The following is a 24,350-nucleotide window of genomic DNA, read 5'->3' on the forward strand; positions in this document are numbered from 1 at the left end:
AAAAAGTAGACGCATTTACAACGTAATAAGTATCTTAATGTTGATATAATATGCTCAAGTTCTCACAATGTGTGCTTTACTTAAGAAGAAAGGAGTGCTGAAAATGAAAAATAAATACTCTTTCACTGCAATTGGCTGCTACATCAACTATTTTGTCTTTGGCATGGCCTATATTATGATTGCACAAAATATGTCTTTCTTAACGGAACAATTCCACACAGATAAAGCCGGAATCAGCTTTATCATTTCGGCGTTTGGACTTGGTCGACTATTATCACTCTATTTAGGTGGAGTATGGTCAGATAAGATTGGTAGAAAACCATTTATCGTCGCTGGTTGTCTATTGTTTGCTGTCTTCCTAATCGGTATTCCACTTAGTGCAAACTATGTAATGGCGATTGTCTTTGCTTTCTGTGGTGGATTGGGTAATGCATTTCTAGATGCAGGAACATACCCAACGTTAATGGAGGTTTTCCCAAAGACAGCGGGTTCAGCTACGGTTGCATTAAAGGCATTTATTTCTTTCGGCTCTGCTTTACTTCCATTATTGATTGCCTTCTTTATTCAGCATGATATTTTTTACGGAGCATCGTTTTTTATTCCAGCCATCATTTTCTTAGTATCAGGTTTCATGTTAGTGAAGGCAAAGTTTCCTAATCATAAGGTCAGCGCAGAAAGTACGGATAGCGGCCCACCTGTCGTGTTCTATACAAAGCCTAATTTTATGATCGAAGGAGTGGCCATTATCGTTATTGGTTTTACTGCTCCAGCTCTTCTTTATTTAATGAATATTTGGATTCCCACTTACGGGCAAGAAATGATAGGGATGCCTTTAGTTGATTCGTTAAAGCTGATGTCTTATTACAGCTGGGGAGCTCTTCTCTCTGTCATCTCTTTAGCATTTTTAGTAAGAAAGACGATTCGTCCCGTAACCATTGTACTTGTTTATCCGATATTCTCATTTTTGTCGATTTTGGCATTATTGACTTTTAAAACACCAGTGCTCGCAATGATTTCAGCATTCCTTATCGGATTCTTTCTAGCAGGTGTTCTTCAACTAGGATTAACCGTATTATGCGAGTTCTTCTGGGATCGCAAAGGCTCAGTAACAGGAATTATGTACACCGCAACAGGATTAGCAACGACCCTTATTCCGATGGTATCAGGATTCATTACCAGATATGTTGATATTCATGGTGTATTTGTGTTTGCGCTTCTCGTCAACTTCATAGGAATCCTCGCAGCAGGTGTTGTTTTCTTCCAATATCGTAAACTAACAAGCTTCAAACAAGAGCAACTAGCCGCATAAGAAAAGGCAGCCACTTTTGAATACGGGCTGCCTTGTTTTATTTTGATTGAAATTTTCTTTGAAAAAGATCGAATAGCATCATTTTGTCTCGAAGCAACGCCGAACATGGTTGCTGTCCCATTGGATAAGTTAGCGTATATTTGTCGCAAACAGGACATTTTCCGTCTTCTTTAAAGTAATGAATAATGTTCATAGGAAAATCGAAATTGGCTCCCCCAACTAACATTTGATAAGTCTGCCCTTTCACTTCAAAAAGCACTTGATACCCTTTAAAAATGGATAGGTTACTAATCTTTATATTCGTAGCAGAATAATGGCTCATTTCTTTTACACATCCTAAGGAAAATTCAGTAGAAGACTAGCTTATGGTTTTATTATAGCTTAATATGGATGGGATTTCATGGCATTCTGTATCAAAATGGGGGAGAAATTGGTGTGGACTCCCGGATCATTCAGGACTCGTTCCATATATCGGCGACTTCCACAAAATATCAGCGACTTTCCAAGATATATCAGCAACCTCCGAAAAACAGCGGCCCCAAAATCAGCAAAAAGCGAGCCGCACCCCGTGCTGCTCGCCTCAAAACCTAATAAAGATCAGCCTTTTTCATCACCTGATCGACACTCAATACTCACTTAATCATTAATAAGGATCAGCTTTGTGGCTTTTCTTTACCGCTTCTTCTGTTGCTTCATTCGCAGCTAATGAACCTTGGCCATATTTGGATTGACCCGCTTCACGGCCTGGAACTTTACCTGCTTCCATACCTTCCATTTCTTTCATTTTCATTTGAAGACCTTCCTTCACACGACGACCATACTCTTCATCGGCTTGTGTGAAGTGATCAATCATGGCATCTTGAATTTTTGGGTCGCATACGGCAAGTGCTTCGGATAGGTTTTTAATTAATTCATCACGCTCCCAATCTTCAAAGCTTCGGTAGGTGTGGCCTGCCTGCCCGTAGTTGTTAGGACGATCAATTGGCGCACTCATTGCTGCTGCATTATACATCGGCTGGTGTGGTGCACGACCTTCTCTACTGGCTTCCTTAAATCCACCGAGCATTGATGGCTCATAGTTAATATGTGGATTATCCCCTGACTCTTTTGGGTCACGTACATCCATTTGCCCACGTTGCTGATTGGTGTGGATAGGTTCCTTTGGTGCATTAACAGGCACTTTTAAATAGTTTGCTCCAACACGATAGCGTTGGGTATCGGAGTAAGAGAAGGTACGACCTTGCAACATTTTATCATCTGAAAAGTCCATTCCATCAACAAGTACCCCTGTACCAAAGGCAGCTTGCTCAATCTCAGCATGAAAATCTACTGGATTTCGATCTAGGACCATACGACCTACCGGTAACCATGGGAACTGATCTTCTGGCCACAATTTTGTATCATCGAGAGGATCAAAATCGAGTTCCGGATGGTAATCATCTTCCATAATCTGAACAAAAAGCTCCCATTCTGGATAATCCCTGCGTTCGATTGCTTCGTATAAATCTTGTGTGGCATGACCTACGTTTTTTGCTTGAATATCGTTAGCCTCATCTTGTGTTAAATTTCGGATTCCTTGCTTCGGCTCCCAGTGATATTTTACCAACACAGCCTCACCCTCGGCATTCACCCATTTATACGTGTTTACACCAGAACCCTGCATATGACGATATGTTGCAGGAATTCCCCATGGAGAGAAAAGGAAGGTAATCATATGTGTCGCCTCAGGTGTACGGGAAACGAAATCAAACATCCGCTGTGGATTGGGAACGTTTGAAGCAGGATCCGCTTTAAAAGCGTGAATCATATCAGGGAACTTCATCGCATCACGAATAAAGAAAATTTTCAGGTTGTTCCCAACGAGATCCCAGTTTCCATCTTCCGTATACATTTTTACAGCGAAGCCACGAGGATCGCGTGCTGTTTCTGGTGAATCCTTCGCTCCTGCCACTGTAGAGAAACGAACCATTAATGGAGTTTTCTTCCCAGCCCCAGAGAATACTTTTGCGCGCGTATACTTTTCTACTAGTTCATCTCCCACTTTTCCATACGTTTCAAAATATCCAAAAGCTCCAGAGCCACGTGCGTGAACCACACGCTCTGGTATTTCTTCACGATCAAAATGGGAAATTTTTTCAATGAAGTGATAATTCTCAAGTGTAGCTGGTCCGCGGTTACCAATCGTACGGATATTTTGATTATCTGGCACTGGATGGCCCTGACGTGTGGTTAAAGTTTCACGATTCTCATCTTGTCCGTTTGAAGCATTTTTATCTATGTTTTCTGCCAAAAAGATACCCTCCTAATAATTATTACTGTCATAGAATGTCCATTTTAAGGTGGTGTATGCAAGATTTTCCATAAGGTCTTAAAAAGGAAATTAACAGGACATTCACCACCTAATATCACATTCATACACTGTACGTGAAGTGGATGCCCTTTAACCATTTAAAGCTAAAGAGAGAAGAAGTAGGCTTGCAAACTAAAGAGAATGAGGATGATGTCAAGTGACAAGGAAAATCCCTACCGGTTACAAATCAAAGCTCGATTTACTACAAACTGAACAAGCGATAAAAAAAGTGAAGGATTATTTTGAGAGCAATTTAGCTGAAGAATTGAATCTAATTCGCGTATCAGCGCCAATCCTTGTAAAAGAGGGCAATGGCATTAATGACAACCTAAATGGTGTTGAACGTATTGTTTCCTTTGATGCTTTAGATATAAAAGGCACCCAAATCCAAGTGGTCCAGTCTTTGGCTAAATGGAAACGGCTGGCTTTAGCAAAGTATGGAATTGGTTTAGGTAGAGGCTTGTATACTGATATGAATGCCATACGCCGCGACGAAATCCTAAGCAATCTTCATTCCCTATATGTGGACCAGTGGGACTGGGAAAAGGTCATTACAAGAGAACAACGCAATATCCAAACCTTGAAGGCTGAAGTACGGAAAATTTATAATGTGCTTCGTTCCACAGAGATTTACCTTAATGACTTTTTCCCAGAACTAACACCCTCCCTTCCGATGAATATTCATTTTGTCACGACACAGGAACTCGAAGATCAATATCCAGAGTTAACACCGAAGCAAAGAGAGGATATCATTGCAAAGGAATATGGTGCAGTGTTTATCTCACAGATTGGCGGTGCATTAAAGTCAGGCAGCAAACACGATGGCCGCTCTCCTGATTATGACGATTGGACGTTGAATGGAGATATAGTTCTTTGGAATCCTACACTTGAAATGGCATTTGAAGTCTCTTCTATGGGGATACGAGTAGATGAAGAAGTTTTGAAACAACAGTTAAAACTAGCGGGTGCTGAAGAGCGTGCACAGTTAGAGTTTCATCAAGCTATTTTAAATAAGGAAGTTCCTTACACCATTGGTGGAGGAATTGGCCAATCAAGATTGTGCATGTTTTTCCTGCAAAAAGCACATATTGGCGAGGTTCAAGTGTCGATTTGGAATGAGGAGATTTTACAATCTTGCAGAGAGGCGAATATTCAACTGCTGTAGCTGGCGAAGTCCCAATAAGCATGCCCTTATTGGGGTTTTTCTGGAAAAATGTTAACAAGATAGTCAATACCCCTTCAAGCATCGCGAAACTAGAGTGTTAGAAATCTATTTTTAAGTTGCTACAAACTGGACGAATGTTTAGTAATTGGCGAAAATAAGATAAAGAAGTATTTCATTATCCAACAGTGAGATAGTAAGTATATAAAAAGAAAATGAGCTGATTCAATGAGTATTATTTTAGCTTTACTTGCCGCTTTATTCGCAGCACTAACCGCTATCCTAGCAAAAATCGGCATTGAAAATGTAAACTCCAACCTCGCCACAGCCGTCCGAACTGTCGTGGTACTAATTATGGCTTTTTTAATGGTTGTCATCACCAAGCAAACAGATGCCTTGTTTGAGGTTTCGGGAGAAGCACTGTTTTACCTTGTTTTGTCTGGGCTAACAACAGGGCTATCCTGGCTTTGCTTTTTCAAAGCAATACAAATCGGTGATGTATCGAAGGTCGTTCCGATTGATAAAGCAAGTGTTGTATTAACGATCATTCTTTCGTTTATTGTTCTTCAAGAGCCAGCGACAACCCTTGTCGTTGCTGGAGGAGTCATTATCTCTGTCGGAACCTTTGTGCTAATTGGAAGAAATAAAGAGAAGAAAAAAGTTCGAGTGGGCCAGTCATATATTTGGTTGGCGGTTCTCTCAGCCATCTTTGCGTCTTTAACAAACATTTTAGCTAAGATCGGAATCGAAGACGTGGACTCAAATGTAGCCACTTTTATCCGAACGGTTGTAATTATACTGTTTGCATGGAGCATCGTCTTTTTTCAAAAGACAGGCAAGGAGTTAAAAACTATTTCGAAACGCTCGTACATATTTTTGATTTTATCTGGTGCCGCTACGGGGCTTTCATGGCTCTGCTACTTTGCAGCGCTCGCCTTCGGAAAGGTGAGTGTCGTTACACCGATTGATAAGTTCAGTGTGGTTATTACGATGGTGCTTAGTTTTATTATTTTGAAGGAGAAGCCGTCGAAAAATACGATTGCTGGAGCGGTATTGATTACGATTGGTACGGCGTTGCTCATTTTGTAGACATTCATTTTGTGAATGTCTAATTTTATTTTTGTAAATTTAAAAAAGTAGATTGACTAAAGAAGTGGAAGGTGGTATTTTTATTTTATCAAAAGAAGTTCTCAATAAAGAACTATCAGGTACTTCTAATAGAAAAATTGGAAAGCAATTTTTTTTGCAATAGATGTTCTTTAATGAGAACGCAATGATATATATAAGTACATATTGTTTGTAATCAGGAGGAAATATGAGCGCAATTGCTGGAATCTTAAACCTTAACGGGGAACCCGTCTCAATTGAACAAAGCACTGGCATGATGAAAGCTCTAGAAAAATTTCCTGCCAACGACATACAAACCTGGCATAAAGATAATCTGTTCCTAGGCTGCCATGCTCAATGGATCACACCAGAATCCATTGGCGAACAGCTACCATTCTATGACTATGAAAGACGTTTAGCCATTACAGCCGATGCGATTATCGACAATCGAGAGGAGCTTTTTCAGCTTTTGCAGATTGATAGAGAAGATCGGAAGAAGATTACGGACAGTCAACTGATTCTCCTCGCCTATCATAAATGGGGAGAGGAGTCGCCTAAATTCTTAGTTGGGGACTTTGCCTATGTGATTTGGGATGAGAAAGAGCAGAAGTTGTTTGGAGCTCGGGATTTTTCGGGTAGTCGAACGCTGTATTACTTTAAAGATGGGCAGAGGTTTGTGTTTTGTACGGTGATGAAGCCGATGTTGGGCTTAGAATTCGTTAGCAACGAATTAAATGAAATGTGGATTGCGGAGTATTTGGCTAATCCAGGGATGTATGAGTCTGTGGATCCTAATCTAACGGTATACAAAAAACTACAACAACTTCCACCATCACATTCTATTACAATACACAATTATCAGGTTAAGCTTAATAGATACTGCCTTTTGACCAATGATAAAAAACTTCAATATAAATCGGATGAGGAGTATGTGGAGGCATTTCGCGAGGTTTTCTCTGATGCTGTGAATTCAAAATTACGAACACATCTAAAGGTTGGGGCGCATTTAAGTGGGGGGTTAGATTCAGGCTCTGTTGCTAGTTTTGCTAGTAAACAATTGAAGAGTGGGGGTAAACCATTATATTCATTTAGTTACGTTCCTGTTGATGATTTTGTTGATTGGACCCCTAGAAGTAGAATTCCCAATGAAAGACCGCTGATTGAAAAGACAGTTGAATATATTGGAAATATATCATCTGAGTTTTTAAGTTTTAGAGAGCGAAATTCTTACACTGAGATTGAGGAATGGTTAAATACTATAGAAATGCCATATAAATTTTTTGAAAATACTTACTGGCTAAGAGGTATTTATGAAGAGGCATGCAAACAAGGAATAGGTGTGCTTCTAAATGGACAACGAGGAAATTGGTCTATTTCCTGGGGACCATCATTCGATTACTATGCAATGCTCTTAAAACAATTAAAGTTGTTTAAGTTATTTCGAGAGGTAAATACGTATAGCAATAGGCTTGGGGCGAAGAGAAGAAGGGTAATGTCTGTTGTTAACAGTAAGGCATTTTCTACAGGAAATAAAAAAATAGCGGAGGAGGATTTATTTCCTTCCTATATTAACAAGTCTTTTGCAAATAAGACAAATGTTATAGAGATTTTGACTAAACACGGAATTGATGTTGGTGGAAGGTTAAACTCTAGTGTTTACCAAATAAGGATGGATCAATTTCAAAAAGTTTATTATTGGAATACTACTGGAACCTATGGCTCGAAGCTTTCTCTTCGATATGGTGTAGTTGATAGAGACCCAACCAATGACCTTAGAGTCATTCGTTATTGCTTATCTGTTCCAGAGAATCAGGTTGTTAAAAATGGGTTAGATCGTGCGCTTATTAGGAGAGCTACTGAGGGATATTTACCAGAAGATATTCGGTTAAATATGCTCACTCGGGGTCTACAAGGAGCAGATGGTATCCAGCGGATGACTTCAATTTGGAATACCTTTATTCATGAACTTGAGGAAATGCTGCATGACCCAATTGCTACCGATATTTTAAATCTAGATGTTATGAGGAAGGCGTTAAAGACAATTAAAGATAATCCCAAAGGAAATATGGTGTTTGAGTTTGACTTTAAAATACTAATGAGAAGTTTAATCTTATTTAGGTTTATTAAGAGTTTTGATTGAAGGGAGGTGATTATATATGAAAAAGGAATGGAAAGCTCCACAATTAGAAGAATTGAATGTAAGTATGACAATGGCAGGTCCAGGAATTAAAACTCCTGATGCTGTTCAACCAGATCCAGATTCACCTCACCACGATGTGGTTCACTACAGCTAATAGTAATTATACTTAGGCTAATCAATCTCGCCCTCGTAGCATGGTCTGGTATGAGGGCGTATTGGATTTTTAAGGTAGTTAGTTGGAGGAATAACTTATGAAAACTATACAAAGCACTGTATATGGAGGATTTGGTTTAGTATTTAGTAGCGAAATTGAATTACCAGAATTAATGAAAATTGATGTAGACCAAACATCGATTGATATTAAAATTGAAATAATGGATTTAAAAGATTCGTGGAACAATTTTAAAGTATCTAATAGGTTTTGTCTAGTGGAAGATCAAGTAGTCTGGATATATATACCAGATACAGCGATCTTCTGTATAAAAAACGGAAATAATATAGTAGTTTCTCCCTTGAAGTTAGGTGAGGAGGATCGACTACGTTTATATATACTTGGGTCTTGTATGGGAGCGCTTCTTTTGCAAAGAGGAATCCTACCACTTCATGGAAGTGCCATATCTATTAATAATAAAGCATATGGGATAGTCGGAGATTCTGGAGCGGGAAAATCTACTCTGGCAGCTGCCCTGCTCTCAAAAGGATATAGCCTATTGAGCGATGATATTATTCCTATTTCATTACTAGATAACAAACCTATGGTAACTCCAGCATACCCCCAACAAAAGCTCTGGAAAGAAAGCCTTGATGTTTTTAGTGTTGATACAAATCAGTTTTCTTCTATATTTGATCGGGAAACTAAGTTTATAGTTCCAGTATCCTCACATTTTCATTCGGAACCATTGGAATTAGGCGGAATTTTTGAACTTGTAAAAGGCAAGGAAGATAGTGTAGCTCTTCGACAGATTCATAAACTAGAACAAATTAAAAAGTTATACGATCACACATTTCGACAGTTTTTAGTTGAACGGCTAAATATACAGGAATGGCACTTTCGTCTAACTGCTTCTGTGGCGAGTGTAACTTCTATGTACCAGTTACAACGACCAACTAACCGTCTTACAATAAATGATTTAACCGAGTTAATTTTAAATACAATTGATAAGGAGTGAAAAAATGTTAAAGCAAAAGGAGATTATGTTAACTGATTATGTTAAACAAGTAGAAGGAAATATTGTTAGTGATATGGGTGGAGAAAAGGTAATGTTAAGTATTGAGAATGGAAAGTACTATAACTTGGGTGAAAGTGGCGGTGCAATCTGGGGATTAATAGAAAGCGATGTTAAGGTGAAAGAGGTTATTACAAGATTAACCGAATTGTACGAAGTTGAACAGAAAGAATGTGAGGAACAAGTCGTAGCTTTTCTTAATCACTTACTAAATGAAGGATTAGTAAAGATAGTGTAAGAAAGTATATTTGTAAGAGGTCTTTATTATGAATTTTTTCTCAAAGTGTAAATCCTTTTTATTATTAGATAAAAAAACAAAGCTTCTTTTTTGCGAAGCATTTATTTTTTTAGGATGGGCAAGAGTACTTAAAATGAAAAAATTCTCACGTATTGCACCTAAGTTGGGTGAATACATGGGGGAGACTCATCATGATGTCATTGAGAGTGAAAGACAAATAATAAAGGATATTTCCTCTGCTATTCACCTAATGAGTAGATATACATTTTGGGAGAGTCAATGCCTTGTTAAAGGAATTGCTGGACTAAAAATGTTGGAGAGAAGAGAGATTGATAGTACCTTATATCTTGGGACGACTAGAGAAATAGATGGCAAGTTGGTTGCTCATGCATGGCTGCGCAGTGGCCCCTTTTACGTATCAGGTGCTGAGGAAATGAAAAGATTTACAGTTGTGAGTATGTTTGCGAAAAGAACAGGTAGTAAAAAAGGGGAAAGCCATGAAAAGCGTATGCGAAGTTAACCTATCTACAATCCCAGCTGAATTACAATTAATATTAAATTTACTTGAGGATAATTATCTATTATTCGAAGAAAGAATATCAGATAGAGAAATAAATTGGGACATATTTATAAAGCTATCATACCACCATCGACTTTACCCCGCTTTATATAATAAATTGGCTCAAACAAACATTCCGTGGATTCCCAAAAATGTACTTCAAAAATTAAAAACTTCCTATGAAAAAAATACTTTTCACATGCTTTTTCTCTCTCGAGAAATGGAAACTATTAATCATGCTTTACAAGCTAACAAAATACAAACTTTATTTTTAAAAGGACCTATTTTAGCAAAAGATCTTTATGGTGATTTATCGAGCAGAACGTGTGGCGATTTGGATATTTTAACATCCATACATGATCTCCAAGCGGTTGAAGAGATTCTAGTTGAGCTAGGATATCAAAAGGATGAATATATTAAAACTTTATTAGGCGATTGGAAATGGAGACACCATCATTTCACATATTTTCATAACACCCATGGAACAAAGGTAGAAATACATTGGAGATTAAATCCCGCACCAAGTAACGAACCGTCTTTTTCACAATTATGGAGTCGAAAAAGAGAGTATGTATTAAAAGAGAAGCCCATTTATTATTTGGGAGAAGAGGATCTGTTCTACTTTCTAGTAACCCACGGTGCTCGTCATGGATGGTCACGTCTTCGTTGGCTTATGGATATTCATCAAATTCTTAAAAAGGACTTAGATTGGATGGCAATCAAACAGCTATTACAAGAATGCCAATCAGAAAAAGTAGCTGGCCAATCATTGATATTATCCCATTCGCTGTTTCAGACAACAATTACGAGTGATGTGAGAGGCTTAACAACTAAGAAAGAGTCGATGAAGCTAGCTCAAAATGCTGTGTTTTACTTTGAAAATATGGTTAATTTACACAGTGAACCAGTTCCGATAGAAATTTCTAAATACCATGCGAGACACTTGTTTTCACTAATGTCACTACAGCAAAAAATAGTACATCTACTAAGTATTCTACACCCATTTTATACTGACGCTGAAATACTACCATTACCAAGAAAGTTACATTTTCTATATTTTCCACTTCGTCCATTTTTATTGTTATGGAAAAGGAAGAATAGACATGTATTGTCGTAGGAGGATATTTAATGAAACAGGTCTTATATTTTTATAGGCAGTTATACTCTTTTGTCGGAAAAAAGCTATATTTTAATCTTCTAGGTATGGTATTTATCAGCTTATTGGATGGGGTGGGGTTGTTATTACTGTTACCTCTAGTAACCTACAGTGGAATAGTGAATGTAAATGAACAAACGATGCCACTAGAAATGTTATTTCAAGGTTTGAATCAAGTACCAAAAGAACAAAGACTTATCCTTATACTTGGACTATTTGTCCTTATTAACGTGATCCTAAATATTATTCAGCGGTATGTGACTGTAAAAAATGTCAAAATTCAACATGGTTTTGCCAAGCATTTACGTCTTGAAATATATAGAGATTTGTTGCTGGCAAATTGGGATTTTTACATTAAGAGAAGAAAGACAGATATTATCAACACGATAACATCAGAGTTAGCAAGGGTAAGTGCAGGTACAAATATCTTTTTACAGTTTATTACTTCAATTATTTTTACATTTATACAGATTGGGATTGCTTTCTTCTTGGCACCTAAAATAACAGCATTTGTATTAATTAGTGGATTATTTCTAGCGATTTTTTCAAGAGGGTTTATTAAAAGGTCTAGTGCACTAGGAAATAAGACATCTGAAAACGGAAAGAATTTCTTAGCGGGCATTACAGATAATTTTAATGGAATGAAAGAGATAAAAAGTAATAACCTAGAAAAGTCAAGAATGGATTGGTTTCATTCAATTACACAAAAAATGTACGTAGAACAGATGGAGTATATTCAATTAAAAACGACTTCCCAATTTTATTATAAAATTTCGTCTGTAGGATTAATTGCACTTTTTATTTTCTTTTCTGTTAATTTATTTCAAGCTCAGGCAGCACAGCTCATGCTAATCCTAGTAATTTTTTCTAGATTATGGCCTCGAGTAACGGGAATTCAATCGAGTCTTGAACAAATAGCTACGATTGTTCCTGCATTAAAAGCAGTTATTAAGTTAAGTAGTGAGTCAAGAAATGCGAAAGAATTTAAAGGGCTTGATGAAAGGCATAAACAAAGACTCGAGATTCACAGAGGTATTTTGTGTAAGAATGTGTATTTTCGTTATATTCAAGGAGACAATAAATATTCCTTGAAAAACATTAATATATCTTTTCCAGCAAATCAGATGACAGCTATTGTAGGTCCTTCAGGTGCAGGTAAAAGTACTCTTGTGGATTTAGTTATGGGACTAAATCAGCCTGAAAAGGGAGAAATACTTATTGACGGTGTAAAACTTACCCAACAAAACTTGTTAGGATTGAGGCAATCAGTGAGTTATGTTCCACAAGACCCTTTCTTATTTAATACAACGATTAGAGAGAATCTATTACTTACAAGGGCTTCAGCAACTGAGCAGGAATTGTGGGAAGCACTAGAATTTGCATCAGCTGACTTTGTGAAACAACTCCCAAATGGTTTAGACACACTAATAGGAGACCGAGGAATTCGACTTTCAGGCGGGGAAAGACAGCGTGTTGTCTTAGCTCGTGCCATTTTGCGTAACCCAGAAATACTGGTACTTGATGAGGCTACTAGTGCATTAGATACGGAAAATGAAAGGAAAATTCAAGAGTCCCTAGAGAGGTTAAAAGGTAAAATGATGATCATTGTTATTGCACATCGGTTATCAACGATCCAGAATGCTGACCAGGTTATTGTGCTAGACCAAGGGCAAATTATTCAATCAGGAAAGTTTAATCAGCTGGCTAAAGATAGAAGAGGTTTGTTTAGTCATTTACTTGGAAAACAACTTGAAGCAACCCTTTAATATTTACACTTTCTTAAAGAAATTAAAATTATGTTGACTTGTTCTCTTTAAAGAACTAATATATTTATTATAAAGAATATTAGTTCAAAAAAGAAGATTCCTCACAGGAAATCTATTTTTTTGTAGTAGTTGTTCTTTATTTAGAACTATACAATACAAAGAGAACAAGGTGATATGTATGGGGCGTTTTCAAAATGATCGACGCATGGCAAAGGAAATAAATTTAAAAGAGATAATTGGAGTTTTAAAGAAACGTGCTTGGATTGGAATAACCATCACTATACTGGCAGCACTATTTGGCTATTTTTACAGTTCTATAAACCAAACAACGCTGTTATATAGTTCATCTACTAATATTATCATTAATGCTGAGGGGGGACAACGAAAGACACTTGAAGTGATCATTAAGGACAAAACAGTATTAGAGAAGGTAATAACTCAACTAGGTATTGAAAGAACACCAGAATCTTTAGCTCAAAGTATACAAGTTGGAAGTATTGATGAGACTCAAGTGGTAAAAATCAGTGTCATTGATGTAAACCCTGTACTAGCAGCAGAAATTGCCAATACAACTGCTAGTGTCTTTATTCAAGAGATTCCTAATATTATGGATTTTGATGATGTTAGAGTACTCTCGGATGCACAGGTAAATCCAATTCCTATTAATGAGAGTAATGAAAATAAGATATTGGGGGCAGCCATTATCGGAGGCATCGTCATAGGGATAGGCTTAATATTTTTAGTTGACTCGCTTGATGAATCCATTCGCTCAGAGCAGGAAGTCGAGGAACTTCTAGAAGTCCCTATTTTGGGAATTGTGTCCATAATGTCCAAAAAGAATATTAACAAAACCAAAAAGGTTAATGTGAATAATCGAGGTGATTCTATTGGTATTTAGTAGACGTAAACAATTAACTAAGATTAAGAAAAGGAACTTAATTACCTACTCAAATCCTGAATCAATCATTTCTGAACAGTTTAGAACTATAAGAACGAATATTCACTTCCTAAATGAAGCTAAGAAAAACAATTTGCTTGTTGTTAGCTCACCAGGGCAATCTGAAGGAAAATCAACTATTATTTCTAATATAGCTATTTCCGTTGCACAACAAAAAGAAAAGGTTCTTCTTATTGATGGAAACCTTAGAAATCCAAGTATTCACCAACTATTTAAAGTGACTAATGAGGTTGGATTGACAGATATTCTAAGTGAGAAAACACCTTTTTGTGAAGCTATTACAAAATGTAATATCGATAATCTTGATTTATTAACAAGTGGACCGATTCCTCTCGATCCCGCAGAGCTACTTGAATCAGAGAAAATGAAAGAATTGTTATCACATATAAAACCACTCTATGACCTTATTCTGGTTGATTCACCATCAGTACTTGAGGTAACAGACACCAAAGTTCTAGCAAACTTGTGTGATGGAGTCATTCTAGTTGTACAAAAAGCAACAACCAAACTGGAGGCAGCTCAAGAATCTAAGAAGGTCTTAGAATTTGCGAAAGCTCCTTTAGTAGGTGTGATTGTAAACCAAGTAGGCTAGTCTTTTTTTTAATCCGTTCGTTCTTAATTAAGAAGGTTCGTGTTCACAATAGAAAGATTTAAAAGGTGATGTCTCCTTACCTATATCAATGGAGGCACTCGGTTATGCTGTGGGTGAAAAACCTTAGACGCGAGTCGTCGATAGTGTGATGTGAGGTAGGGTTAGATGCCCTGTTTTATTAATAAAAAACTTAACTATACGCTTTTTACACAGAAAAACGTATAGTTAAGTTTTTTATTTTATTCCTAAGGAGTTCGATCAGTGATGGGGAATATTGATAAGTTTCCGAAGACAATTAAAAAGACGGTAAGGTACATAAAACAAGAAGCAACACGTGAACAGTTAGAAGAGATTAAAAAAATCATTGATTATGCTATTCAACGCAGAAATGTGACTTTAGATTAAGCAATAAATACGAATTGGGGGGATGAAAATTGTCTTATAAGAAACGATTGTCATTATTTATATTAATTGATTCTTTCATTGTGTTAACGGCTATTTTCTTTGGCTTTTTTCTTACAAATGCAAGTACTGGTGTTATTACATCTCCAATTATATTAAGTTCATTAACTATCGTATTTAGCCATCATATCTATTCCTTGCTTTTACATGTGTATAAGAAAGCATGGGAATATGCAAGTGTAGGAGAAATGATTATTATTTGTAAAGTGGTAACATTATCAATTGTAACAGCTGCACTAACTCAACAGATTATGCTTGGAGAAATTTACTTTCGATTATTAGCGGTTACATGGCTTCTTCACATGTCGATGATTGGTGGCTCAAGATTCTGTTGGAGAATTTATCGTGATAACTATTTAAAGTCTAATGAGAAAAAAAAGAGAACATTAATTATTGGTGCTGGTTCTGCTGGAATGATGGTTGCAAGACAGTTATTAAGAAGTAGTGATTCAGTTTTAATACCAGTTGCATTTATTGATGATGATCACAATAAACATCAACTAGACATTCTTGGTATACCAGTATTGGGTAGTATCAATCAAATTACTAAAACAGTAGACTCATTAAGTATTGATAACATTATAATTGCCATTCCTTCTTTAGGAAGAAAAGAACTGAACATTATTTTTCAAGAATGTGCTAAAACGAAAGCGAAAACTCAAATCCTTCCGATGTTAGAGGACATTGTTACTGGAAGAGTGGCTGTTAGCGGAATAAGAGATGTTGAGGTAGAGGACTTACTTGGTCGAAGTCCAGTCGTTCTTGATATGGATCGTATCTCGGAATATGTAACTAACCGAGTCGTGTTAGTAACTGGGGCAGGCGGTTCTATAGGATCAGAGCTATGTAGACAGATCTCTTTGTTTTCACCTAAAAAACTTGTTTTACTCGGACATGGTGAAAATAGTATCTATTCCATTGAACAAGAGCTAAAAGAGAAGTTTGGACATTTACCAATTGAGATTGTAACAGAAATTGCTGATTTGCAGGATGCTAAAAAAATGATGGATGTCATGGGAACTCACCATCCAGCTGTGGTATACCATGCAGCAGCCCATAAGCATGTACCTTTAATGGAAAGAAACCCAGAAGAGGCAGTCAAAAATAATATTATTGGAACTAGGAATGTTGCAGAAGCAGCCAGTTGGCATGGTGTCGAAACATTTGTTATGGTTTCTACTGATAAAGCTGTAAATCCAACAAGTGTCATGGGAGCAACGAAGAGACTTGCTGAAATGATCGTTCAAAACATGGATCAAAAAAGTAAGACGAAATTTGTTGCGGTTCGCTTTGGGAATGTACTCGGAAGTCGTGGTAGTGTGATTCCGTTATTCAAAAAACAAATTGCCAAAGGTGGACCGGTTACGGTTACTCATCCAGATATGATTCGTTATTTCATGACTATTCCGGAAGCTTCTCGACTAGTCATTCAAGCAGGTGCACTAGCACGTGGAGGAGAGATCTTCGTATTGGATATGGGTGAACCGGTAAAAATAGTGGACTTGGCAAAGAATTTAATCAAGCTATCGGGATATACAATAGAAGAAATAGGAATTGAGTTTACGGGAATTCGTCCGGGTGAGAAGCTTTTTGAGGAGTTACTTAAGGACGATGAAGTACAGGAAAAACAAGTGTTTCCGAATATATATATAGGAAAACCGGCAAAGCTCTATCTCGAAGACATTGATAAAATTGTTCAGACCTTCCATACGATGGAAAAGGAAACATTAAGAGAATTATTGGTGGATCTTGCTAATAACAAAGTGAAAAGAAAGAAAGCAACAGTTGTATCCATTTCAGGATAAGAAAGGGGAAACAAATGAAGAAAGTAAAAAAGGCAATTATTCCAGCAGCAGGATTAGGAACGAGATTCCTTCCAGCAACGAAGGCTATGCCAAAAGAAATGCTACCGATTGTAGATAAACCAACGATTCAATATATTATTGAAGAAGCAGTCGCTTCAGGAATTGAGGATATCATCATCGTAACGGGAAAAGGAAAACGTGCGATTGAGGATCACTTTGATAATTCGTTTGAATTAGAACAAAACCTGATTGAAAAGGGAAAGTTTGAACTGCTAAGTGAAGTACAAAAGTCGTCCCAAATGGCAGATATTCATTATATCCGTCAAAAGGAACCGAAGGGTTTAGGTCATGCCATCTGGTGTGCAAGGAAATTTATTGGGAATGAGCCTTTTGCTGTCCTCCTGGGGGATGATATTGTTCAAGCAGAAAAACCATGTTTAAAGCAGTTAATTGATCAATATGAAAGATATCAAGCTTCCGTTCTAGGTGTACAAAAGGTCCCGATGGAAGAGGTTTCACGTTACGGTATTGTTAACGGCAATGAAATTGGTGAAAGATTCTTTAGTGTGAATAGCCTAGTAGAGAAGCCTAAAATGGAAGAGGCTCCTTCAAATCTAGCTATTATGGGGCGATACATCTTGAATCCAAGAATTTTTGATATTTTAGGAGAGCAAGGACCTGGAGCTGGTGGAGAAATTCAGTTAACTGATGCTATCGCTGGGTTAAATAAGTATGAAGCAGTATATGCGTATGATTTTGAAGGAACTCGACATGATGTGGGGGAAAAGTTGGGCTTTATTCAAACTACAATTGAATTTGCTCTTCAAAAAGAGGAGTTACGAACGGATCTATTAAACTATCTATCAGCGGTGCTGGATAGACAATTTATAAAGTAGGTGCGCTATGAAAAGAAAAGTGTTGTTCTGTGCGACCGTCGATTATCATTTTAGTGCCTTTCACCTACCTTATTTAAAGTGGTTTAAGGAACAGGGATGGGATGTTCACGTAGCTGCATCTGGAAACATGGAACTTCCATATGTTGATAAAAAGTTCAATTTGCCTATACAGCGGTCACCTTTTCATAGAAAAAACATTGAAGCATACAAACAGCTAAAAGATATTATTAATCAAAATGACTATCAACTAATACACTGTCACACACCAATGGGTGGAGTGATTGCTAGATTAGCTGCAAGATTTGCAAGAAAGAAAGGTACGAAAGTGATCTACACAGCACACGGCTTCCACTTTTGTAAAGGGGCTCCCCTACCAAACTGGATAGTGTATTATCCTTTTGAAAGAATACTCTCATATTTTACAGACTGTTTAATTACAATTAATGAAGAGGACTACAACCTGGCTAAAACTCACCAGTTTAGAGCTAAGCAAATTGAACATATTCACGGAGTAGGTGTTGATACTGAACGATACTCACCCGTATTAGAATTTCATAAAGAAGTATTAAGAGCAGAGTATCGTTTTGACAACGATGCTTTTTTAATGTTTTATGCAGCCGAGTTTAATGTGAATAAGAATCAACAGTTATTAATTGAGGCACTTTCAATTGCTAAAGAAAGTATTCCTAAGACAAAGCTACTTTTAGCTGGTGAGGGTGTATTACTCAAGGAATGCAAAAAGTTTGCCAAGTTGCTAGGGGTTGAACACATGGTTGAATTCCTAGGTTTTCGAAAGGATATTGAATCATTGTTAAAAATAAGTGACATCGTTGTAGCTTCAAGTAAAAGAGAAGGACTCCCAGTAAATATTATGGAAGCAATGGCATGTGGCCTACCAATTATTGCTGTTCAAAACAGGGGACATTGCGAGTTAATTAAACAAAATCGTAATGGATGGATTGTATCTGATGAACCAGTAAAAATGGCTGAGAGAATGATTCAGCTAGCAAAAAGTCAGGAATTACAAAAGGAAATGGGCGAACAAAGTAGGAAAATCATATTAGATACATTCAGTTTAAATCGTGTGTTAGAAGAAAAGAGAGTACTTTATGTAAAAGTAATAAACGATATGGAGGAAGTAAAGTGGGCAGTCCATTAAGAGTGTTGCATGTAGTGGTCAATATGAACCGTGGAGGGGCGGAGACACTTATTATGAACCTATACCGTAATATTGACCGGGAAAAAGTGCAATTTGACTTTCTTACATGCAAGCCGGGTGTTTTTGATATGGAAATTAAAAAAATGGGGGGCAGGATTTATCGTATTCCTTATATTACTGATGTAGGTCATTTTCAATATGTAAAAGGGTTAGATGAATTTTTCTTAGAGCATCAGGAATACGATATCGTGCATTCCCATTTAGATAAAATGAGTGGGTTCGTTCTAAGAGCGGCTAAAAAAGCTGGGGTACCTGTTAGAATTGCCCATAGTCATAATACAAGAAGTGAAGGAAATATTGTTACAAGAACGTATAAGTGGTTTTCTGGAAAGCTAATAGAGTCAAATTCAACACTAAGACTAGCTTGTTCAAATCTTGCTGCCAAGTGGCTTTTTGAGAAAAAAGCTACAATTATTAAAAATGGAATTGAAAGTGAAAGGTTCGAGTTTTCAATAGATAAAAGAAATAAAATAAGAAATGAGCTAAATCTAGATGAAAGCACAATGGTATTAGGACATGTAGGGAGATTTGCTAAACAAAAAAATCATTCTTTCTTAATTAATGTTTTTGCTAATTACCTAAAAGTCAATCCAAATAGTACATTAATCTTAGTTGGAGATGGACCTTTGCGTAAAGATATAGAAAATAAGGTACATAGACTAAATCTAAAAAATAATGTTAAATTTTTGGGTATTCGTAATGATATTGATAATTTACTGCAAGCAATGGATGTTTTTATTTTCCCTTCATTACATGAGGGACTGCCGGTTTCACTTATTGAAGCTCAAGGATCGGGGTTAACTTGTCTAATTTCAGAGGGGGTATCAACAGAGGTTGATTTAGGCATGGAATTAGTAAATTTTCTTCCTTTAACCTCTACCAAAGCTTGGGTTGATCAACTAAAAAGTGTTTCAAAAAATACACGGTTGGATGTAAGGAAACAACTTCTAGAACAAGGATACGATATTTCCTCAACGGCAAAAAAGATACAAAGTATATATTTAAATCAAACGGGGTGAGAATATGGAGAAAATGTTAACGGTATTCACACCTACTTATAACCGAGCTTATTGCCTAGAAAATTGCTATCGAAGTTTAGTTAGACAAACATGTAAGGACTTTATCTGGTTAATCATCGATGATGGATCAACAGATCACACAAAAGAACTAGTGGAAAAATGGTTAAAAGAAAATCTAGTTGAAATACAATACGTATGGCAAGAGAATCAAGGGATGCATGGTGCACATAATAAGGCCTACGAATTAATAAACACGGAACTAAATGTTTGTATTGATTCCGATGATTATATGCCAGATGATGCTGTTGAAAAAATCACTAGATTTTGGAGAGAGCATGGTAATGACCAGGTAAGTGGACTAATCGGGCTTGACACGGATACCCAAAATAAAGTTATTGGAACAAAGCTTCCAGAACACATAGGACACTCGACCCTATTTGATTTGTATTATAAACATGGAGTTAGCGGAGATAAGAAACTGGTATATCGTACAGTTTTAACCAAAAAATATCCATACCCTGTGTATCAGAATGAAAGATATGTAGGATTAGCTTACAAATACTATATGCTAGATAAACAGTATGAAATGTTATTAATGAATGAAACGATTTGTTGTGTAGAATATTTACCAGATGGTTCCTCTTTAAATATGTTAAGACAGTATCGGAAAAATCCTAGAGGATTTGCCTTCTATAGAAAAGAATTAATGAAACTCCCTTTTGCAGGGGTTTCATTTAAGTTTAGGCAAGCCATACATTATGTTTCTAGCAGTCTTCTAACTAAAAATGTTTTTTTTATAAAGGAGAGTCCTGAAAAGTTCTTAACAGTTTTAGCAATTCCATTTGGCTTTTTTCTATTTATTTATATTACATCTAAAACAAGAGCAGGATAAACGTATTAATACAATTTATATAAAAGGAAAACTTTATGACATTACTATGGATTAATCTTTTTATAGTGTTTGTATTTGCCCTAGGTGCAAGATATTTTGCAAGACCAGTTCTAGACACAGAATATTCTTCTCATATGCGTCCAAACAAATTACTAGTATTGGGTGCATTAGTATCCTTAGTTTTAATTTCAGGACTTAGATCAAACATAGGAGATACGTACTTCTATAAACACATATATGATACTAACGAATTTTCTTGGGAGTATATTACTTCTCAAAAAGATATTGGTTTTGGCATTCTCCAGATGTTTCTAAAGATATACTTTAGTGACTCACAAGCAATGATTTTAACGAGTGCACTTATTACCAACATATTAATTGTTTCTGTTCTGTATAAGTATTCAAGATTGTTTGAGTTAAGTTTGTTTGTTTATATTACGGGTGGATTGTTTTTAGTGTCTATGAATGGCATAAGGCAAGTCCTGGCTGCTGCGATAGTGTTTGGGGCAACAAGGTTTTTAATTAATGGAAACTGGATTGCTTATATATTAATTGTAATATTCGCATCGACCTTTCACCAAAGTGCTTTAGTATTAATTCCGATTTATTTTATTGTGAGATACAAGGCGTGGTCTAAAGCCACAATAATTTTACTCTTTTCCTCTGTCATTATTGTTATAGGATTTGATCTTTTCTCTTCAATTTTATTTTCTGCAATTGAAGACACACAGTATGGTCATTACTCTAATTTTAATGAAGGAGGAGCAAACATTATTAGGGTTGCAGTTGATGCCGTACCATTAGTAATTGCTTTTTTAGGAAAAGATCGTCTAAGGGAAATTAATCCTAGTAGTGACTTCATTGTTAATATGGCTCTATTAGGTTTTGTATTTATGCTTATCTCTACTCAAAATTGGATATTTGCTAGATTCTCAATCTATTTTAGTCTATATCAGCTAATACTTATATCTTGGATTGTGAAGCTCTTTAAAGATAGATCACAAAGATTTGTATACTTCGCCTTGGTCAATTGTTACATCTTATATTACTATTATGAAAATGTAGTGAGTCTAAATATAATCTATAAAAGTGGCTATCTAGATATTTTTCTATAAAGGGATGAAAGAATGAAAAGGATTTTACACATAGTAAGTGCGATGGACAGAGGTGGAGCAGAAACCTTAATTATGAACATATATAGAAATATTGACCGGTCAAAAGTTCAGTTTGATTTTGTTACTCATAGCGAAGCTGTCGGCGACTATGACGAAGAGATAGAATTGCTTGGAGGACGTATATATAAAACTGAAAGTCTAGGTTCAGTTGGACCTTTCAAGTATATTTTTAACTTAGTTAGGATTATCTCTGCAGCGGCATATGAAGTGGTTCATGTTCATACAGATTTCCAATGTGGTTTTCCTGCCCTTGCTGCTAGGCTGTCCGGAGTGCAAAATCGAATTTGTCACTCTCATAGTACGAACTGGTTGAAAAATAATGGGGCAATAAATGGGCTAATCTTTAAGGCTTTACAGGGATTAATTAAGTGGAATGCCACAAAATTATGCAGCTGCAGTGAAGAAGCGGCTGCTTTTTTATTTGGAAAAAAGTCCATTGAATATAATAAAGTAAAGATATTAAAAAATAGTATTGATATATCTGGTTATATGAATATGGGCAATGAAATTAGATCAAGTGTGATAGAAGAGTTTGACTTATCATCTAAAGTTAAACTATTAGGTCATGTAGGGAAATTTTCCGAGTCTAAGAATCAAAAATTTATATTAAAAGTATTAAAAAAGGTTGTAGAAGAAGATCCAAATTATGTAGCCATATTTGTGGGAGATGGTCCTTTAAGAGAAACTATTGAGCTAGAAGCTAGAACAATGGATTTAATGGATCATGTGAAGTTCATAGGTGTACGGGAGGATATTTCGAGGTTAATGAAATCCTTTGATATCTTTTTATTTCCTTCTATATTTGAGGGTTTTGGGATCGTAATGTTAGAGGCCCAAAGTGCTGGAACTCCATGTTTGGCATCAACAGCTGTTCCCAAAACAGTAGATTTAGGATTAGGTTTAGTAACATTTATATCAATTGATAATACAGAGGAACAATGGAAAGAAGCCATCTTGAGTCAATCCTTTTCAAAGGCAATTAATCCAAAAGAAGTAGAAAAACAAATCCGTTATAAGGGATTCCATATTGATGATAATGTTTCTGAATGGATGAACTTATATGGTTTACAAACTTGATGTCAAATGATGAGGTAGAAATAATGAAGAAAAAAATATTAATTTCTTCTTTTGACTTAGCAATCGGGGGTGTTGAAAGAAGTTTAATAGGCTTACTGCAACACCTCGATTATTCAAAGTATGAGATTGACCTGTTGTTATTCAAGCATGAGGGAGAATTCTTTTCGTTTCTTCCAGAAGGACCCAATTTACTAAATGAGATTCCTCAGTATACTATTTTTAGAAAGTCAATTAAGGAAATTATCAAGGAAGGGTACTATCAAATAGGTATTACAAGGCTAATGGGGAAAACTTTAAGTGTACTGCAAGGGAAGTTAAAAGGTATTGATGAACCAGGTTACTTAAACATCCAATATGGGTGGGAACTGGTTACCCCCTTCTTACCAAAATTACATAAAGAATATGATGTGGCCATAGGTTTCCTATGGCCACATCATTTTATTGGAGAGAAGGTAAATGCTCGAAAAAAAATCGGCTGGGTACATACGGATTATTCGAATATATACCTGAATAAAAAAGTAGAAAGCCGGATGTGGAATAAATTAGATAAAGTGGTAGCAGTATCTGAAGAATGTTCCTCAACCTTTCTAAAGGTCTTTCCAAGCCTAAAGGAGAGAACAACAGTAATTGAAAATATACTCTCGGTACAAATGGTAAGAGAACAAGCAAATTTTGAGATGCCAAAAGAAATAGTAAGTAATTCAGACCATACTATTCTTGTTACTGTGGGTCGACTCTCCCATGCTAAAGGGATCGACCGGGCAATCAGAGCGTGTAAAAAGCTAGTAAATCTAGGGTATTCAATTAAGTGGTATGTAATTGGTTATGGCGCCTTAGAAGAAGAGCTAACTAGGCTTATTTATGATTTAGAATTACAAAAACACTTCTTTTTACTTGGAAAGAAAGTTAATCCTTACCCATACATTAAAACGGCAGATATATATGTTCAACCTTCGAGATATGAGGGGAAAGCCGTAACGATAAGAGAAGCTCAAATTTTAGAAAAGCCTGTACTAATAACCAACTTCCCTACTGCAAAAAGCCAGGCAAAAGATGGCTATGACGCAATGATTGTGGATTCAAATGTCGAAGGAATTGTAAAGGGAATTAAAAGGTTTATTGATGATGAACAGTATAAAAATAACATTATCAATAATATAAAAAATACTAGCTACGGAAATGAGAATGAAATAGAAAAGCTATATCAATTAATCGATTCATAATGGTACAAAAGGGAGGGAA

The 24,350-nt window shown here is 36.3% G+C and carries 23 protein-coding genes; 21 read left to right on the forward strand and 2 right to left on the reverse strand.

From position 1 onward, the window contains the following. Positions 1-103: 103 nt before the first annotated feature. Positions 104-1,309, forward strand: a complete 1,206-nt coding sequence (locus ACRX5O_RS09460) for an MFS transporter (protein ID WP_433905701.1) — start codon at positions 104-106, stop codon at positions 1,307-1,309. 37 nt (positions 1,310-1,346) lie between these two features. Here ACRX5O_RS09460 and ACRX5O_RS09465 read toward each other — a convergent pair whose 3' ends face one another. Continuing rightward, positions 1,347-1,631 (reverse strand): hypothetical protein, encoded by a 285-nt coding sequence (locus ACRX5O_RS09465; protein WP_433905702.1) that lies wholly within the window; start codon positions 1,629-1,631, stop codon positions 1,347-1,349. 321 nt (positions 1,632-1,952) lie between these two features. Continuing rightward, complete coding sequence (locus tag ACRX5O_RS09470) at positions 1,953-3,599, reverse strand: catalase (protein WP_433905703.1); 1,647 nt, start codon at positions 3,597-3,599, stop codon at positions 1,953-1,955. A gap of 217 nt (positions 3,600-3,816) precedes the next feature. Here ACRX5O_RS09470 and asnA point away from each other — a divergent pair, with 217 nt between their 5' ends. The 20 genes from asnA to ACRX5O_RS09570 all read left to right on the forward strand — a co-directional run bounded on the left by asnA (position 3,817) and on the right by ACRX5O_RS09570 (position 24,331). Beyond that, positions 3,817-4,824, forward strand: a complete 1,008-nt coding sequence (gene asnA / locus ACRX5O_RS09475; RefSeq protein WP_433905704.1) for an aspartate--ammonia ligase — start codon at positions 3,817-3,819, stop codon at positions 4,822-4,824. Between the two features lie 225 nt (positions 4,825-5,049). Beyond that, a complete protein-coding gene (locus ACRX5O_RS09480) occupies positions 5,050-5,910 on the forward strand; it encodes an EamA family transporter (protein WP_433905705.1) in 861 nt (286 codons plus the stop codon). Positions 5,911-6,136: 226 nt separating this feature from the next. Then, positions 6,137-8,068 carry an asparagine synthase-related protein gene (locus ACRX5O_RS09485; protein WP_433905706.1) on the forward strand — a complete coding sequence of 644 codons (1,932 nt, stop codon included), beginning with the start codon at positions 6,137-6,139 and terminating at the stop codon, positions 8,066-8,068. Positions 8,069-8,084: 16 nt separating this feature from the next. Further along, positions 8,085-8,222 (forward strand): paeninodin family lasso peptide, encoded by a 138-nt coding sequence (locus tag ACRX5O_RS09490; protein WP_433905707.1) that lies wholly within the window; start codon positions 8,085-8,087, stop codon positions 8,220-8,222. A gap of 97 nt (positions 8,223-8,319) precedes the next feature. Further along, entirely contained in the window at positions 8,320-9,237 is a 918-nt protein-coding gene (locus ACRX5O_RS09495; protein ID WP_433905708.1) for an aldolase, read from the forward strand. 4 nt (positions 9,238-9,241) lie between these two features. Further along, entirely contained in the window at positions 9,242-9,532 is a 291-nt protein-coding gene (locus ACRX5O_RS09500; protein WP_433905709.1) for a lasso peptide biosynthesis PqqD family chaperone, read from the forward strand. Positions 9,533-9,560: 28 nt separating this feature from the next. Then, positions 9,561-10,052 carry a lasso peptide biosynthesis B2 protein gene (locus tag ACRX5O_RS09505; protein ID WP_433905710.1) on the forward strand — a complete coding sequence of 164 codons (492 nt, stop codon included), beginning with the start codon at positions 9,561-9,563 and terminating at the stop codon, positions 10,050-10,052. After that, a complete protein-coding gene (locus tag ACRX5O_RS09510) occupies positions 10,030-11,208 on the forward strand; it encodes a nucleotidyltransferase domain-containing protein (RefSeq protein WP_433905711.1) in 1,179 nt (392 codons plus the stop codon). The genes ACRX5O_RS09505 and ACRX5O_RS09510 overlap by 23 nt, the downstream gene beginning before the upstream one ends. 11 nt (positions 11,209-11,219) lie before the next feature. Next, positions 11,220-13,013, forward strand: coding sequence for an ABC transporter ATP-binding protein (locus ACRX5O_RS09515; protein ID WP_433905712.1), 1,794 nt, complete (start codon positions 11,220-11,222; stop codon positions 13,011-13,013). Positions 13,014-13,191: 178 nt separating this feature from the next. Further along, positions 13,192-13,911, forward strand: a complete 720-nt coding sequence (locus tag ACRX5O_RS09520) for a YveK family protein (RefSeq protein WP_433905713.1) — start codon at positions 13,192-13,194, stop codon at positions 13,909-13,911. Beyond that, the gene (locus ACRX5O_RS09525; RefSeq protein WP_433905714.1) at positions 13,901-14,563 is read left to right on the forward strand and encodes a CpsD/CapB family tyrosine-protein kinase; all 663 of its coding nucleotides are present in this window, start codon (positions 13,901-13,903) and stop codon (positions 14,561-14,563) included. The genes ACRX5O_RS09520 and ACRX5O_RS09525 overlap by 11 nt, the downstream gene beginning before the upstream one ends. Before the next feature lie 261 nt (positions 14,564-14,824). Further along, positions 14,825-14,968 (forward strand): hypothetical protein, encoded by a 144-nt coding sequence (locus tag ACRX5O_RS09530; protein ID WP_162927664.1) that lies wholly within the window; start codon positions 14,825-14,827, stop codon positions 14,966-14,968. 29 nt (positions 14,969-14,997) lie between these two features. Next, positions 14,998-16,830, forward strand: a complete 1,833-nt coding sequence (locus ACRX5O_RS09535; protein WP_433905715.1) for a polysaccharide biosynthesis protein — start codon at positions 14,998-15,000, stop codon at positions 16,828-16,830. A gap of 14 nt (positions 16,831-16,844) precedes the next feature. Next, positions 16,845-17,726 carry a UTP--glucose-1-phosphate uridylyltransferase GalU gene (galU, locus tag ACRX5O_RS09540; protein WP_433905716.1) on the forward strand — a complete coding sequence of 294 codons (882 nt, stop codon included), beginning with the start codon at positions 16,845-16,847 and terminating at the stop codon, positions 17,724-17,726. A 7-nt stretch (positions 17,727-17,733) separates the two neighbouring features. Continuing rightward, complete coding sequence (locus ACRX5O_RS09545) at positions 17,734-18,885, forward strand: glycosyltransferase family 4 protein (protein ID WP_433905717.1); 1,152 nt, start codon at positions 17,734-17,736, stop codon at positions 18,883-18,885. Beyond that, entirely contained in the window at positions 18,870-19,964 is a 1,095-nt protein-coding gene (locus tag ACRX5O_RS09550; RefSeq protein WP_433905718.1) for a glycosyltransferase family 1 protein, read from the forward strand. The genes ACRX5O_RS09545 and ACRX5O_RS09550 overlap by 16 nt, the downstream gene beginning before the upstream one ends. 4 nt (positions 19,965-19,968) lie before the next feature. Next, entirely contained in the window at positions 19,969-20,856 is an 888-nt protein-coding gene (locus ACRX5O_RS09555; RefSeq protein WP_433905719.1) for a glycosyltransferase family 2 protein, read from the forward strand. Between the two features lie 35 nt (positions 20,857-20,891). Further along, complete coding sequence (locus tag ACRX5O_RS09560) at positions 20,892-21,971, forward strand: EpsG family protein (protein ID WP_433905720.1); 1,080 nt, start codon at positions 20,892-20,894, stop codon at positions 21,969-21,971. A 12-nt stretch (positions 21,972-21,983) separates the two neighbouring features. Continuing rightward, positions 21,984-23,108: a glycosyltransferase family 1 protein gene (locus ACRX5O_RS09565; protein WP_433905721.1), complete on the forward strand. Its 1,125-nt coding sequence runs from the start codon at positions 21,984-21,986 to the stop codon at positions 23,106-23,108. Positions 23,109-23,128: 20 nt separating this feature from the next. Further along, complete coding sequence (locus ACRX5O_RS09570; RefSeq protein ID WP_433905870.1) at positions 23,129-24,331, forward strand: glycosyltransferase; 1,203 nt, start codon at positions 23,129-23,131, stop codon at positions 24,329-24,331. Positions 24,332-24,350: the final 19 nt, after the last annotated feature.

Source organism: Robertmurraya mesotrionivorans, assembly GCF_050971805.1.
GTDB lineage: Bacteria > Bacillota > Bacilli > Bacillales > Cytobacillaceae > Robertmurraya_A.